A 14,040-nucleotide genomic window follows, 5' to 3' on the forward strand; every position below is an offset into this window, starting at 1 on the left:
CTCATAAAACTAATTCTCATAAATCCTATGAAAAAACTACTACCCTTCCTTGTATTGTTGATTACGGCAAGCGCTTCCGCTCAAGAGTTCACAATGGACCTCGTTCAGGACATGAAACCCCGAAATATTGGGCCTGCAGGAATGAGCGGCAGGGTCACGGCCATCGACGTTGTGCTTTCCAACCCAGATATTATGTATGTGGGAACAGCCTCAGGAGGCCTTTGGAAATCAACTTCCGGAGGTATCAAATGGGAGCCCATTTTTGACAAACAAGTCACAGGTTCCATTGGTGCTGTAGCCATCCAACAATCAAATCCATCAGTTATTTGGGTGGGCACAGGAGAAGGAAATCCAAGAAACAGTTTGAACGGAGGCTACGGAATTTTCAAATCTTTGGATGGGGGGAAGACATGGAAATCCATGGGATTGGAGAAAACACGTCACATCCATCGGGTCATCATTGACCCAACAGACCCAAATATAGTATATGCAGGTGCCATTGGTTCTCCATGGGGTGTGCATCCGGAACGAGGTGTCTACAAAACCACAGATGGAGGTGCAACCTGGGAAAAAATCCTGTTTGTCAATGAAAAGACCGGTGTGGCCGATTTGATCATGGACCCTACCAATCCAAACAAGTTGATTGCAGCTATGTGGGAACACAAAAGAGACCCTTGGTTTTTCAAATCTGGAGGTAACGGCAGTGGACTGCACATAACCCATGATGGTGGAAAGACCTGGAAACAACTTACCGAGGAAGATGGATTGCCTAAAGGGGAATTGGGACGTATTGGAGTTGCCATGGCCACGAACAAGCCGAACGTGGTTTACGCACTTGTGGAGGCTAAAAAGAATGCACTATATCGCTCAGATGATGGAGGCTTGAAATGGAAGAAGATCAACGACAAAAATGACATAGGAAACCGTCCTTTTTACTACTCTGAAATTTATGTAGATCCAGAAAATGAGAACCGGGTGTATTCCATTTTCACCTATGTGAATGTATCGGAAGACGGCGGGAAGAATTTTAAACAGTTGATGCCCGCCTACCAAGTGGATAACGGGGTACATCCTGACCACCATGCATGGTGGATTCACCCCGATAACGGCCAATTCATGATTGACGGAAACGATGGCGGTATGAACATTACCAAAGATGGTGGAAAAACATGGCGTTTTATTGGCAACCTTCCTGTTGCCCAGTTTTATCATATCAATGTGGACAATGAATATCCTTATAACGTTTATGGTGGCATGCAGGATAATGGCTCTTGGCGTGGGCCGTCCTACGTATGGAGGGCGCAAGGTATACGTAACAGCTACTGGCAAGAAATTGCCTTTGGCGATGGTTTTGATGTGGTCCCCGACCTCGATAACAATCAATTCGGATATGCCATGAGTCAACAAGGGTTTGTGTCTCGATACGATTGGAAAACGGGTAACAATTATATTGTCCGTCCAACCCCACCCGATGCCACAACCAAACTTCGCTTTAACTGGAATGCAGGTATTGGTCAAGACCCATTCGACAACGGCACTGTGTACTTCGGTAGTCAGTTTGTTCACAAAAGCACCAACAAAGGACTTACGTGGACCACGATTTCCCCAGATTTGACTACCAATGACAAGCAAAAACAGAAACAAAGTGAAAGCGGCGGATTGACCATGGATGCAACTGGAGCGGAAAATCATTGCACCATTTTGGTCATTGAACCTTCACTAGTGGAAAAAGATATGCTTTGGGTAGGTACCGATGACGGGCGAGTTCACTATACACAAAACGGTGGTTCGAACTGGACAGAGGTTACCGATAATATCAAAGGTTTGCCTAAAGGCAGTTGGATACCGCAAATTAAAGCTTCCAAAACCAATAAGGGAGAGGCCCTTTTGGTAGCCAACGACTACAGACGATTCAATTACACCCCTTATGCTTATCGCACTAAGGACTATGGCAGAACTTGGACTCGAATTGTGGATGGAAATGATGTAGAAAGTTATGCTCTATCTATCGTAGAGGATGAGAAAAATCCAAATTTGATGTTTTTGGGGACGGATGATGGTCTTTACATTTCATTTAATGCAGGAAATGAATGGCAAAAATGGACTGAAGGCTTCCCCACCGTATCCACTAAGGATTTGGTCATCCATCCCAGAGAAAATGATTTGATTATAGGAACTTTTGGAAGGGCCGCGTGGGTATTGGATGATATTCGCCCTTTAAGATCTTTGGCCAGCAATACTTCAGATTTACAAAAAGAAATAAGCCTTTTTGAAAGTCCAGATGCTTACTTGGCGGCCTATCAACAAGCTACTGGAAGTCGTTTTGGGGGTGATGCTCTATATAACGGAGAAAATCGCAAGCGCGGTGCCATGATCACCTATTATTTGAAGGAAGGATATAAAAAGGAGAAGGAAGCTAAAAAAGAAGAAGGCAATGGAGAGGAGGATACATCTTCTGCTGACAATATGAAAGAAAAGAAACATACCAAAGATTCCATTTCCTTCAAGTTTTATGATGGGGATCGGCTAATACGCACCCTTAAACATAAGACCCCCGAAAAGGCTGGGTTCCATAGAGTTTATTGGGAATTGGATGAAAAAGGTCCGGATAGACCTGCACGTAAAATTTCCAAGAATAAAAAAGAGAATGGTGGTATCAACGTACTACCAGGAACCTACAAAGTAAAGGTGCAATATGGGGAAATGACGGATTCCACAAGCGTTACGGTAAAGGCAGACCCCAGATTGCCGGTAAACCAAGCTTCTCTGAAAGAAGTGTACGAAACCGGCAAAAAACTGGAGGCCTATACCCAAAAGGTGGCCGATGCGGTTAAACAGCTGGTGCAGAGCAAAGATTTGGCGAACAAATTCTCCAAAGAACTTAAAGAATTGGATGAAGAAAAATTTAAAGATCAAATCAAAGCATCAAAAGATATCGTAAAGCAGATTGATTCGGTAATAGCTTTGTATCTTGGTAAGGAGGACAAACGCCAAGGAATCACTCGAAATCCTGAGATATCCGTTGTTCAACGTTTAAATACTGCAGGATTCTATGCAAGAACACGTAAATCAGGTATCACGGAAACCGAAAGAAGCTTGGTAAAGTACGCCGAAGACGACTTAAGATCGACCTTAGGAAAGACCAATACCTTTTTCTCAGAAAAATGGAAAGCTTATAGAACATCTATAGAATCACTCGACCTATCACCGTTCAAGGAAACGGAAACTTTTACAATCAACTAAAAAATAAACAGAACATGAAAAAAGCACTGTTTTGCATTTCCCTAGTACTCCTGTGGAACTGTAAAGAAAAAAAAGAAGAACCCGCCAGCATAGCTGAAACTCTAAAGACCTATACCATTGATCAGATGATGGACAATGAGACGGTTTTCGGAGGAAGTTTTTCCCCAGATAAGTCCAATTTATTGGTAACCAGCAACAAAACTGGAATCTATAACATGTATCAGGTTGATTTGGAAACCGAGGAATTTCATCCCATCACGGCATCGGACAGTTCTTCTGTATTTGCTGTTTCCTATTTTCCAAAAGACTCTCGTATGTTATTCCGAATGGACAACAATGGTGATGAGGTCTATCAACTGTATCTCAGAGATACCACAGGAACGGTTTCCAATCTTACTCCTTATGAAGGCGCCAGAAGCCTATTTTATGGTTGGAGCGACGATGAAACCGCATTCTATTTTGGCTCAAACAAACGGGATAAACGATTTAACGATGTATACAAAATGGATTTGGGCACCTTGGAACCCAGTCTTATGTATCAAAATAATGATGGTACGAATGTATCCTTGATTTCTCGGGATGAGTCCTATCTGGTTTTGGTTAAATCCATTAACACCAACGACAGTGACATTTTCCTGTATGATGTAAAAAGTGGCGAAAAGAAGAAAATCAATACCACCCAAAGTGGTAATTCCCCAGCTGATTTTTCGTTGGACAACAAATATGTGTATTACACAACGGATGAAGGTTCTGAGTTTGCCTATTTGGTACGATATAATATTGCAGAAGGCACTAGCGAAAAGGTTCTGCAAAAAGACTGGGATATTGTAGGCTCCTATTTCACAAGAAATGGCAAGTATAGAGTTTCTTACATCAATGAAGACGCAAAGAATACCATTGAGGTCATGGACACTTCCACAGGTGAAAATATTGAACTGCCCCAATTTGAAGGTGGTGATATTACCAATGTATCTTTTTCCCGAGATGAGGAAATGATGCGTTTCTATGTTGGTGGTTCAAATACACCATCCAACCTATACACTTACAATTTAGGGTCCAAGGAGCAAAAAAGACTCACAAATACCTTAAACGAAGAAATTGTTCCGGAACATTTGGTGGCCGCCGAAGTTATACGATTCAAGTCGTTTGATGGTCTTGAAGTTCCAGCAATCTACTACAAGCCCCATCAAGCTTCGGAAGAGAACAAAGTCCCAGCCTTGGTTTGGGTGCATGGGGGTCCTGGAGGGCAATCCCGTCAAAACTTCAGTTCGCTTATCCAATATTTGGTGAATCACGGGTATGCCATTCTTGCCGTTAACAATCGAGGAAGTAGTGGGTATGGAAAATCTTTTTATCAAATGGATGACCTAAATCATGGGGACAAAGATTTAAAAGACTGTGTGGAAGGCAAAAATTGGTTGGCCCAACAAGCGGATATCGATTCAGAAAAAATAGGAATCATTGGAGGCTCTTATGGAGGTTATATGACCATGGCCGCCCTGACCTTTGCTCCTGAGGAATTCGACGTAGGTGTCAACATCTTTGGGGTGACCAATTGGTTAAGAACCCTAAAAAGCATTCCGCCGTGGTGGGAGTCCTTTAAGGATGCCCTCTACAAAGAACTGGGAGATCCGTACACCGCTGATTCCGTAAGACTGCGAGAAATCTCTCCTTTATTCCACACTGATAAGGTCACAAAGCCCCTAATTGTATTGCAAGGAGCGCAAGACCCCCGAGTGCTTCAGGTAGAATCGGATGAGATCGTTGCTGGTGTCAAAAAGAATGGGGTTCCCGTAGAATATGTGCTTTTTGAAGATGAAGGCCATGGTTTTGTGAAGAAGGAAAATCAGATTGAGGCTTACAGTAAAATTCTTGAATTTTTGGATATTTATCTCAAAGGAGAAGAAGGAACTCCAATTAATGACAGTACCCTTTAAGGTATGAGATTATTCCTGTTGGCTTTTTTCAGTGGTGTACTTTTGATAAACGCTCAAGAAAATGGCGAAGACCAGTTTGGAGGTTGGTATATGTATTTCGGGATGAACCGCATTTCTGAAAAACTCAGTGTCCATTCCGAAGCCCAATTTCGGTATTACGAAACCTCTGGCAACTTCAATCAGTTGTTGTTACGAACTGGTTTAAATTACCATATCAATCCAAATGCCATTGCAACAGGTGGCTACGCCTTTATTAAAACCGACGGCTCCTTCGAAGAACCGGAAAACGGGAGAGACAGTAGGGAACATCGTATTTTTCAGCAATTTATTCTGAAGAATAAAGTCTGGGAATTCTTGTTTGAACATCGCTATCGCCTGGAACAACGATTCCTGGATTTTGGAGATTTCACGGATACCCAGCACAGGGCAAGGTACCGCATTCAAGTTACCTTGCCCTTGACCGATGTTTTCTTTCTAAACTTTTATGATGAACTATTCATAAACCTACAGGACGATCTGTTTGGCCAAAATCGGTTGTATGGGGCTTTGGGAATTCATCTTACCCCCAATAGCAGTGTCCAGTTAGGATATCTTAGGAATCAATTTACGAGTGCCGTTTTTGACCGACTGCAGATAGGATTTTTCTATAATCCCGACTTAAGGGGTATCTTTAAGAAAAAGGCGAAGAGCTAGTCAAATGTTGTCGATGCTCATAGCCATCATCAAACATTTAGCTAGAAAATGAACACCCAAAAAGTAGAATTCCAGAATCGAGAAGGCCAGAAACTAGTCGGACGGCTTGAACTTCCTGTGGACCAACATCCGCATAATTTTGCACTGTTTGCCCACTGTTTTACCTGCAATAAAAATCTATTGGCCGTAAAAAACATCAGTAGATCTTTGGTGTCAAAAGGCTTTGCGGTACTCCGGTTCGATTTTACTGGACTAGGGGAAAGTGAAGGGGATTTCGCAGACACGAACTTTTCAGGCAATGTAGAAGATTTGGTGGTGGCGGCCAATTACCTAAAAGAAAACTATCAAGCCCCTACCCTATTGATAGGGCATTCTTTGGGAGGTGCGGCGACTATTTTCGCAGCTGCTGATATCGATTCGGTGCAAGCTTTGGCAACCATTGGCGCGCCGGCCAATCCAGTGCATGTAAAACATTTGCTTCGAAGTGGAATTGAAGAAATAGAAGCAAGCGGTAAGGCGGTGGTGAATTTGGCAGGAAGGGACTTCACTATAAAAAAACAATTTCTTGATGACCTTGAAACCAAATCCTTGTCTGCCACCGCAAAAGCTTTGAGAAAACCATTACTTATCATGCATTCCCCTCAAGATGACACGGTGGGCATCAAAAATGCGGAAGAAATCTACGTTGCGGCGCATCATCCCAAAAGTTTTGTTTCCTTGGACGGCGCCGACCATCTTTTGAGTAAAAAAGAAGATTCCCTTTATGTGGGAGAAGTAATTGCCGGATGGGCCAAACGCTACTTAAACGTTAAGGACAAAGTGGATACCTCATTGAACAGCAAACACCAAGTGGCGGCCAGTTTAGGTCAGGAAGATGGATTCACAACTCCAATGAAGGTTGGTGACCACTACATGGTTGCGGATGAACCCGCTGATTTTGGAGGAAACAATTTTGGTCCTTCGCCCTACGAACTGGTTTCAGCGGGGCTTTCTGCCTGTACGGCAATGACAGTCCAAATGTATGCACGACACAAGGGATGGCCATTGGAAAATATTGAAGTTCACACCTCTTATAGTAAGTCGCACGCCCAAGACTGTGCAAACTGTGAGGCCGATTCAGCTAAAATTGATACCTTCCAAAGAGAAATTAGATTGACCGGGGATTTGGATGAGCAACAAAAGGCCAAAATGATGCAAATAGCTGACAAATGTCCTGTTCACAGAACGCTCCACAGCCCTACCCAAGTCATTAACACGCTTTTAGATTAGTTTGAGAACATTCAGCTTTGTGCAATTTTTAAATTCTGAACTCATACATGAAAAGTCCAGTTTTTGAGGTTAGTATTGGTGGTGAATTTAATAGTATTCATACCCTTGTGTTGCCCTCTGAGATTGTAAATCCTTTCGTGGAAAAAGGACATAAAAGAGTAAAGGTTACCGCTAGTTTCGAAGATAAATCGATTACTTTTTATGCTGCGATTCAAAAAAGACAAGGAAAGTACTTGATGATGTTTTGCAAAAACAATCAAAAGAGCTTGGGGATTTTTCCCAATGATTACTTTCAAGTACAGCTCTTTGAAGACACTTCAAAATATGGTGTGGAAATGCCTGAGGAATTTGATGCGGTTCTGCTGAGTGATTATGAGGCCCATCAGATTTTTGAAAGTCTCACCGACGGAAAAAAAAGAGGAATCATTTATATGATTTCCCGGTATAGGAATCCACAAACCCGTATTGACAAGTCCCTGTTACTTTGTGAGAACCTAAAACGCGGTATTCGCGATAGCAAGGAATTGCTTAAAAAATTTTAAGTCAAACTACTTTATCGGAAGCCAAAATGGAGTGCACTTCAAATCAATGACAGGCTTGACACCTCCTTAAATTATCAGTATCTTGGAACAAAACCTAAAAACACATCGAATGAGAAAAATAATAGCACTTCCCTTAGCCCTTTTACTGGTAATGGCCCTAAGTTGCAAGCAAGCCAAAAAAGAAGTTGAATCCGCCGCGGAAGAAGTGGAGGAAACTGTTGAGGAAGTCAAGGAAATTGCGGAGGTGAAGACCATCACCTTTGAAATGGAACCCAAAAGCGATAGTGAAGTTTCGGGCACTGTTACGTTTACCGAAGAGAACGGTACTGTAATTATGAAAGCCAACTTTTCAGGCTTAACCCCTGGCGAGCATGCCATTCACCTGCATGAGAAGGCCGATTGCTCGTCTGCCGATGGAAAATCCACGGGTGGACATTGGAACCCCACTTTTCAGCCGCATGCCAAATGGGGGGCTGAGGGAGGATATCACAAGGGAGATATTGGCAACTTTGTTGCTGACACCGAAGGTAATGCCACAGTTGACTTTGCCACAAACGAATGGTGTATCGGTTGTGATGATGAAACGAAAAATATTTTGGGCAAGGCAGTCATTGTTCATCAAGGTGTAGATGATTTCACCTCGCAACCCAGTGGTGCGGCCGGGGCAAGAATAGCTTGTACTGGCATCATTCAGTAAGTATTGTAAAATTTAAAGAGTCGTCTCAAAAGGCGACTCTTTTCTTAATTTAAAAAAACTTTTGAAAATGGATAATTCCAAGGAATATAGTAATGGGGATATCACGGTAGTTTGGAAACCAAAATTGTGTGAACATGCCGGAGTTTGTGTGAAGATGCTTCCAAAAGTATACAACCCTAAGGAACGGCCCTGGATCAAGGTTGAAAACGCCACCACCGAAGAATTAAAGAACCAAATCAGCCAGTGCCCATCTGGAGCGCTAAGTTACTATTAGCCCAAATACCAAAAATGAATTCTGACTACACACTTATTGACAATTCGGATGCCAAACAATTTGAATTCAATGTAGACGGCCAAATTGCCCGAATCGAATATATCCGAGCCAAGGAAAAAATCTATCTCACACATACAGAAGTGCCGCGCTCCTTGGAAGGCAAGGGAGTTGGGTCCGCTATTGTGCTTAAAGCATTGGAATGGGTTAAAGAAAGAGAATTGACCCTTGTTCCCCTTTGCCCATTTGTAGCCCTGTATTTAAAAAGACATCCCGAATGGAAATCCTTGGTGTTGAAGGGCATCAATATTGGTTGAACATTTCCAACCTTCTCATAATATAAAAGGTTTCCTGAGAGGGTAAACCTTTGACTGCGTAGAAAAAGAAAACGGCCTGGCAAAGCCAAAACCGTTTTCTCATAACGAATTTAAAAAACCCCTCTACAGTTTTACACCCACACCAAATCCGAAAATCCAAGGATTAATGTCAACATCGGCGTCTACCGTTGCGGAAAGAGCGGTGGTCGCATCAACAGTGGCATCGGTTCCCAAGAACAGTTTTTTGACATCCACGTTGAGGAACCACTTGTCATTGAGCATATAATCAAATCCACCTTGCAAGGCAAAGCCCAAAGCAGAATCATAATCAATATCATCCACTACCGGACCTTCATCAACACCGTAGAAAATGGTAAAGTTAACCCCAGCTCCTAAGTAAGGGACCAAATCTCCACCGGTAAAGTGATATTGTCCCGTTAAGGTTGGAGGAAGTAGCCAAACTTCTCCTAAATCGATATCGCCAACAGCAGTTCCAACGGCTTCGACATCATGCTTGGCAGTCGCCAAAATAAGTTCTACGGACCAGTTCTCATCAAAGAAATATGAAATATCAAGTTCGGGTACAAATGCTGTGGAAATCGAAGCATCGCCACCTATTGCCTCAATATCTGCACTTTCATCAGGAGTAACCACAATACCCCTTAACCTAAACTGCCATTTGCTAAAATCATCATTTGAAGTATCTTGAGCATTGATTATACCCGTAAAGCACAAAAGTGCCCCCAATAAAGTAATCTTTAGTTTTTTCATTGCCTTGTGTTTTAAGTCTCGCAAAACTACGGTGGCAATTACCGGAAGAATATGATGTTTATCATAGGATGAATATCCAAATTTTCAAGGTTTGGAAACCCTGCTTACAAAGATCTAATGAAGCCAATAATGGATTTAAATGAAGAGCAAAAGCAAATAAATAATTGGCTAATTTGCATGAAAGAAAACTTGTGTTATGGTTGATATTGTGTCCTATAAAAAAGAACTGCTCCTAACCGTTATTTTGATTGTGTTCATCGTGGTTTTGAACATGCTGAACAAACGCGCGATTCGACGATTTGGTCGAACCAGCGCCATTGATATGAACAGTAGAAAAATTATTTTTTATCTCAGTAACCTCTTGTTTTACGGACTTGCCTTGATCATTATTACCCTGATATGGGGCGTAGACCTGAAAGAGTTCTCGGTATTTATTTCTTCTGTTCTGGCCATTTTAGGTATTGGTTTTGTGGCACAGTGGTCCATTCTATCCAACCTTACGGCAAGTGTTATTCTGTTTTTCAGCCACCCCTTGCGGCTTGGAGACCGCATTCATGTTATGGACAAAGACTATGATTGGACAGGTGTTGTAGAGGATATCAGTGGTTTTTATCTTTTTATGCGAACCGACGAAGGTAAGCGCATCTCCATTCCCACCAATCTGGTGATTCAAAAGGGTATTGAGATTCTGGCACACAAAAATCAAACTGAGGAAATGCCAAACCAAGTGGAGTCAAACAAAAACTAGGTCTTTTTAAGATAAATCGAATCAAAAAAATCATAAAAACTCCTTGGCTTTCTATCATCATTGTCTCAAAAAATCACACAATTTGTAGTACTTTAGAAGCCTAACCTTAACCTAATGAACCCTTCTGCTTCGGGCTGGATCAACAAATTTGGACATGTTCTCAAAGAAGAGCCTCTTGAGCGCATGAATTCTGAGACCCTTTATAACCAATTAAAGGAGATTGGGTTTGTCTATGGAATCCACCTGGATGTCTTCCCTTTTGTCAATGTAGAACATCGACTCACAGAGGACGAGGTAGCCAAGATCAATTTATTTGTTGCACTGTATCTAACCTTTAGATTGGAACGAAAGCAGGTAGAGTTTTCCGATTTTGTTGAAACTGTATTCGATTATTACAAAACTTTGGAGGTCGGCAACATTTCCTTCCTCAGCAAAATACTCAGCGCCAAGCACACTGATTCACAACTTGAAAAGCTGATTGACTCTAGAATCTACTTAGGAGGGAATACTTTCAACCGCGCTTTTGGTAACAGTATCACCAACTCGCTCTTGTTTGTTGATGTTCTCATTTTTAAGGCATATCTCCGAGGTGAATCGTCGATTGTGGAGCATGCCAAACGATTAGAGTATGTAACCATGAATATTGCCTATCATGCACTTAATGCAAAGGAGACCAGTAAAAATGATGCGAAACTAATTCAGCTTTTGGCCTCGTCTTTGAGTTTTGTGGACCTTAGTACCGAGGAATTTGATGGCACCTACGGTGATTTGTTGGAACAAAATTTCACGTATGAGGAAAAAAACTATTTCCTCGATATGGCCTGCTTAACCATTTGGGAAGATAAGTTGATTGACTTTACCGAATCTGATTACATTTTTGAGCTTGGAACGTATTTGGGCAAAGAGGAAAAAGAGGTCAAATCAGCATTGGATTTTGTCGTTGATTTCTTTGATAAAAACAAAAATCGAATTGGCTATTTAAGTGAAAAAAATGTTGCTTTTCAGTTTTATCAGGGAATGTCAAAAAACGTGAGCAAACTGATTTTACGCAATAGCAAAAGATTAAAAAAAGAGTTGGCTGAAAGTAAGGAACTGGTCTCCTTATTATCAAAATCTGCCGTCAAAGATTTAAGTCCAGATGAGAAGAAAAAAGTTCAAAACCAGCTTTTGGACATCTTCAAAACCATTCCTTCTTTAGCGATTTTTATGTTGCCAGGAGGGGCCATCCTGCTTCCCATTTTTATTAAACTTATTCCAAAGCTGCTGCCTTCTGCATTTGACGACAATCGGGTGGAATAAGTAGTGATTTTCACTAAAAAAACTACTATAAGAAAAATTTATAGTGGCAATTAACTTATTATTTATCAATTATTTAATCACATTTATTCCAACCATAACTTGAAGTCCTTAACTCGCTCCCTACTCACTATGATTTCATGCTCATTAAACCGATTCAGCTTTAGTTGGAGGCGAGAATTGGTATAGGAAATGATGTCTTTTATATGGTCAATGTTCACATAAAATTTTCGGCTCACCCTGAAAAAATATTTTGGGGAAAGTTCCTCTTCCAAGTTTTCCAAGGTGGTGTCCAAAAGGTAATTTCTGCCATCTGAAGTTGCTGCATAGGTTCCCTTATTTTCACTGTAAAAACATTCCACCTCATCGGCATTTATAATTTTTAGATGTTGCCCCACTTTGGCCGTAAACCTTTTTTTGTATTCTCGTTCAAGAGGGTTGGTCAGAAGGTTTTTAATGTCATTGAAATCGACCGATATTTTTTGAGTTTCCGGTTTAAAGTTCTGGTACTTTTTTACAGCCGATTCCAACTCTTCATCGTCTATCGGTTTTAATAAATAATCGATGCTATTTAGTTTGAAAGCTTGCAATGCATATTCATCATAGGCAGTTGTAAAAATGATGGCACTTTGCACCTCGATCACATCGAAAATTTCAAAGGAAAGACCATCGGAAAGTTGAATGTCCAAAAAGATTAGGTCGGGCTGGGAATTATTTTGGAACCATTCAATGGATTCATCTACCGAATGCAACATGGTGGATACCTCTACATTAAGTTCAGATAGAAGTCTGTTCAATCTTCGGGCCGCCGGTTTTTCGTCTTCAATAATGATAACGTTCATTTGAGTTTATTTTTTTGAATCAAAAGCTTCATCGGATTCCATGATTTTTCGAATTTGCCTCTCCTCCCATCGTCTCACTAACCCAAATTGGAAATAAAACACCTTGATTCCATGAATCAAAAGTCCGATACCCCAAACCACGGGAGTAATGATCAGATCCGCGTACGCCCAATCAAAAAGATTTATTTCATTCCAACCATTGGGCCTTAAGTGTCCCAGAAAGTACAACTTGATAAAAATCAGCACCAAATTTATGACAATGTAGACCGACAAGTGTGTGTAAAACCCTTTGATGCACTTCACCCTTTTTTTGGCGCGCTCGTAACTTGATAGCTTGTTTTCCATAACCTACTTGTATTTATCCATTTCTTTTTTATCCTCTTCAATATATTTTTGAATCTGCCTTTCTTCCCACTTCTTTCCAAATAATGGGTTAAAGCCGAAGGTCTTTGAAGCATGAAACGCCACGCCTATGCCCCATCCGGCCAGTGGGACAAAATGGCCCCATTTCCAAAAGTTATCGGTACTGAGATAAATGTTCACCAAAATAAAGACATTGATTATGATATAAATGGCAAAGTGGATATAGAAGCCTTTTAGTTCCTCAATCCTTTTTTTGGCCCGTTCCAGTTTTCTTTGCTCCATGCTTTCCATAACTACCTCCATTTTTTCGTTTTTTCCTCTTCTTCCATATACTGCTTGATCTTGCGTTGCTCCCAACCTTTTCCAAAGAAAGGATTAAGATTAAAAGTGCCGATGGCATGAAAGGCCACACCTATTCCCCATCCTAATGCAGCCCATAAAAACCACATATATCGAAACCCGTTGGTTAAGTAATTGATGAGTGCCAAGGCCGAGATGACCAAGACATAGGTGGTAAGGTTGGCGTAGAATTTTTTCAATTGCGTAACGCGCTCTTTTGCCTTAATGTATTTGTTTTCTTTATCCAGTTGTTCCATTTGATTGCGATTAGTTGTTTCTTAAAGATACTGATTCATTAAAATTCAGTATCATTCATAAACTCATGAATTTTGCGTTGTTCCCATTCCTTTCCAAAGAAAGGGTTTTTACCGAAAGCGTCCATCCAATGGCCCAACAAGCCAAATCCCCATCCAATGGCCGGGAACAGTACCCAAGCAAATGACGTGGTTCTAAAGTTTAGATAGGCTAGTGCGGGTATTATTATGCAGTAAACCGCAAAATGGTTATAAAATGATTTGATATTATTTACCCTTTCTTTCGCCTTTTTATATCGTTGTTCGCTGATGTTTTCCATGGTCTAAAATTAATTACAGCTCAAACTTACAGCACCTTTTTGCCTATTGGAAAAGAAGCTTCGCGAAATGTCGAATTTTAGGGATGAGTTGAAATTGACTTAGGGTAAAGGGCGAAAGGTTAGTGGTGTTACGGGAGG

At 41.2% G+C, this 14,040-nt stretch carries 16 protein-coding genes; 10 read left to right on the forward strand and 6 right to left on the reverse strand.

Going from position 1 to position 14,040, the window contains the following annotated elements:
* Positions 1 to 27: 27 nt before the first annotated feature.
* The 8 genes from EW142_RS05275 to EW142_RS05310 all read left to right on the forward strand — a co-directional run bounded on the left by EW142_RS05275 (position 28) and on the right by EW142_RS05310 (position 8,969).
* Positions 28 to 3,243, forward strand: coding sequence for a VPS10 domain-containing protein (locus tag EW142_RS05275; RefSeq protein WP_130610672.1), 3,216 nt, complete (start codon positions 28 to 30; stop codon positions 3,241 to 3,243).
* A gap of 14 nt (positions 3,244 to 3,257) precedes the next feature.
* Complete coding sequence (locus EW142_RS05280; protein ID WP_130610675.1) at positions 3,258 to 5,180, forward strand: S9 family peptidase; 1,923 nt, start codon at positions 3,258 to 3,260, stop codon at positions 5,178 to 5,180.
* 3 nt (positions 5,181 to 5,183) lie between these two features.
* Complete coding sequence (locus tag EW142_RS05285; protein WP_130610678.1) at positions 5,184 to 5,873, forward strand: DUF2490 domain-containing protein; 690 nt, start codon at positions 5,184 to 5,186, stop codon at positions 5,871 to 5,873.
* A 48-nt stretch (positions 5,874 to 5,921) separates the two neighbouring features.
* Positions 5,922 to 7,142 carry a bifunctional alpha/beta hydrolase/OsmC family protein gene (locus EW142_RS05290; protein ID WP_130610681.1) on the forward strand — a complete coding sequence of 407 codons (1,221 nt, stop codon included), beginning with the start codon at positions 5,922 to 5,924 and terminating at the stop codon, positions 7,140 to 7,142.
* Between the two features lie 47 nt (positions 7,143 to 7,189).
* Positions 7,190 to 7,684 (forward strand): YdeI/OmpD-associated family protein, encoded by a 495-nt coding sequence (locus EW142_RS05295; RefSeq protein ID WP_130610684.1) that lies wholly within the window; start codon positions 7,190 to 7,192, stop codon positions 7,682 to 7,684.
* 109 nt (positions 7,685 to 7,793) lie between these two features.
* Positions 7,794 to 8,381, forward strand: coding sequence for a superoxide dismutase family protein (locus EW142_RS05300; RefSeq protein WP_130610687.1), 588 nt, complete (start codon positions 7,794 to 7,796; stop codon positions 8,379 to 8,381).
* 67 nt (positions 8,382 to 8,448) lie between these two features.
* Positions 8,449 to 8,655, forward strand: coding sequence for a (4Fe-4S)-binding protein (locus EW142_RS05305; protein WP_130610690.1), 207 nt, complete (start codon positions 8,449 to 8,451; stop codon positions 8,653 to 8,655).
* A 14-nt stretch (positions 8,656 to 8,669) separates the two neighbouring features.
* Entirely contained in the window at positions 8,670 to 8,969 is a 300-nt protein-coding gene (locus EW142_RS05310) for a GNAT family N-acetyltransferase (protein WP_130610693.1), read from the forward strand.
* A gap of 123 nt (positions 8,970 to 9,092) precedes the next feature.
* Here EW142_RS05310 and EW142_RS05315 read toward each other — a convergent pair whose 3' ends face one another.
* Positions 9,093 to 9,740: an OmpW/AlkL family protein gene (locus tag EW142_RS05315; protein ID WP_130610696.1), complete on the reverse strand. Its 648-nt coding sequence runs from the start codon at positions 9,738 to 9,740 to the stop codon at positions 9,093 to 9,095.
* 196 nt (positions 9,741 to 9,936) lie between these two features.
* Here EW142_RS05315 and EW142_RS05320 point away from each other — a divergent pair, with 196 nt between their 5' ends.
* Together EW142_RS05320 and EW142_RS05325 are read left to right on the forward strand one after the other, a co-directional pair.
* Positions 9,937 to 10,488 carry a mechanosensitive ion channel domain-containing protein gene (locus tag EW142_RS05320; protein WP_130610698.1) on the forward strand — a complete coding sequence of 184 codons (552 nt, stop codon included), beginning with the start codon at positions 9,937 to 9,939 and terminating at the stop codon, positions 10,486 to 10,488.
* A gap of 114 nt (positions 10,489 to 10,602) precedes the next feature.
* On the forward strand, positions 10,603 to 11,787 hold the full coding sequence (locus tag EW142_RS05325) for an LETM1-related biofilm-associated protein (RefSeq protein WP_130610701.1): 1,185 nt from the start codon (positions 10,603 to 10,605) through the stop codon (positions 11,785 to 11,787).
* Between the two features lie 83 nt (positions 11,788 to 11,870).
* Here EW142_RS05325 and EW142_RS05330 read toward each other — a convergent pair whose 3' ends face one another.
* The 5 genes from EW142_RS05330 to EW142_RS05350 are packed head-to-tail and all read right to left on the reverse strand — an operon-like array spanning position 11,871 to position 13,902.
* Positions 11,871 to 12,626, reverse strand: a complete 756-nt coding sequence (locus EW142_RS05330; RefSeq protein ID WP_130610704.1) for a LytR/AlgR family response regulator transcription factor — start codon at positions 12,624 to 12,626, stop codon at positions 11,871 to 11,873.
* Positions 12,627 to 12,632: 6 nt separating this feature from the next.
* A complete protein-coding gene (locus EW142_RS05335) occupies positions 12,633 to 12,971 on the reverse strand; it encodes a 2TM domain-containing protein (protein WP_130610707.1) in 339 nt (112 codons plus the stop codon).
* A 3-nt stretch (positions 12,972 to 12,974) separates the two neighbouring features.
* Positions 12,975 to 13,292: a 2TM domain-containing protein gene (locus EW142_RS05340; protein ID WP_240740160.1), complete on the reverse strand. Its 318-nt coding sequence runs from the start codon at positions 13,290 to 13,292 to the stop codon at positions 12,975 to 12,977.
* Positions 13,283 to 13,585 (reverse strand): 2TM domain-containing protein, encoded by a 303-nt coding sequence (locus EW142_RS05345; RefSeq protein ID WP_130610710.1) that lies wholly within the window; start codon positions 13,583 to 13,585, stop codon positions 13,283 to 13,285. Before EW142_RS05345 ends, EW142_RS05340 begins: the two co-directional genes overlap by 10 nt.
* Positions 13,586 to 13,623: 38 nt before the next feature.
* A complete protein-coding gene (locus EW142_RS05350; RefSeq protein WP_130610713.1) occupies positions 13,624 to 13,902 on the reverse strand; it encodes a 2TM domain-containing protein in 279 nt (92 codons plus the stop codon).
* Positions 13,903 to 14,040: the final 138 nt, after the last annotated feature.

The organism is Flagellimonas allohymeniacidonis, from assembly GCF_004296335.1.
GTDB classification, from domain to species: Bacteria; Bacteroidota; Bacteroidia; order Flavobacteriales; family Flavobacteriaceae; genus Flagellimonas; species Flagellimonas allohymeniacidonis.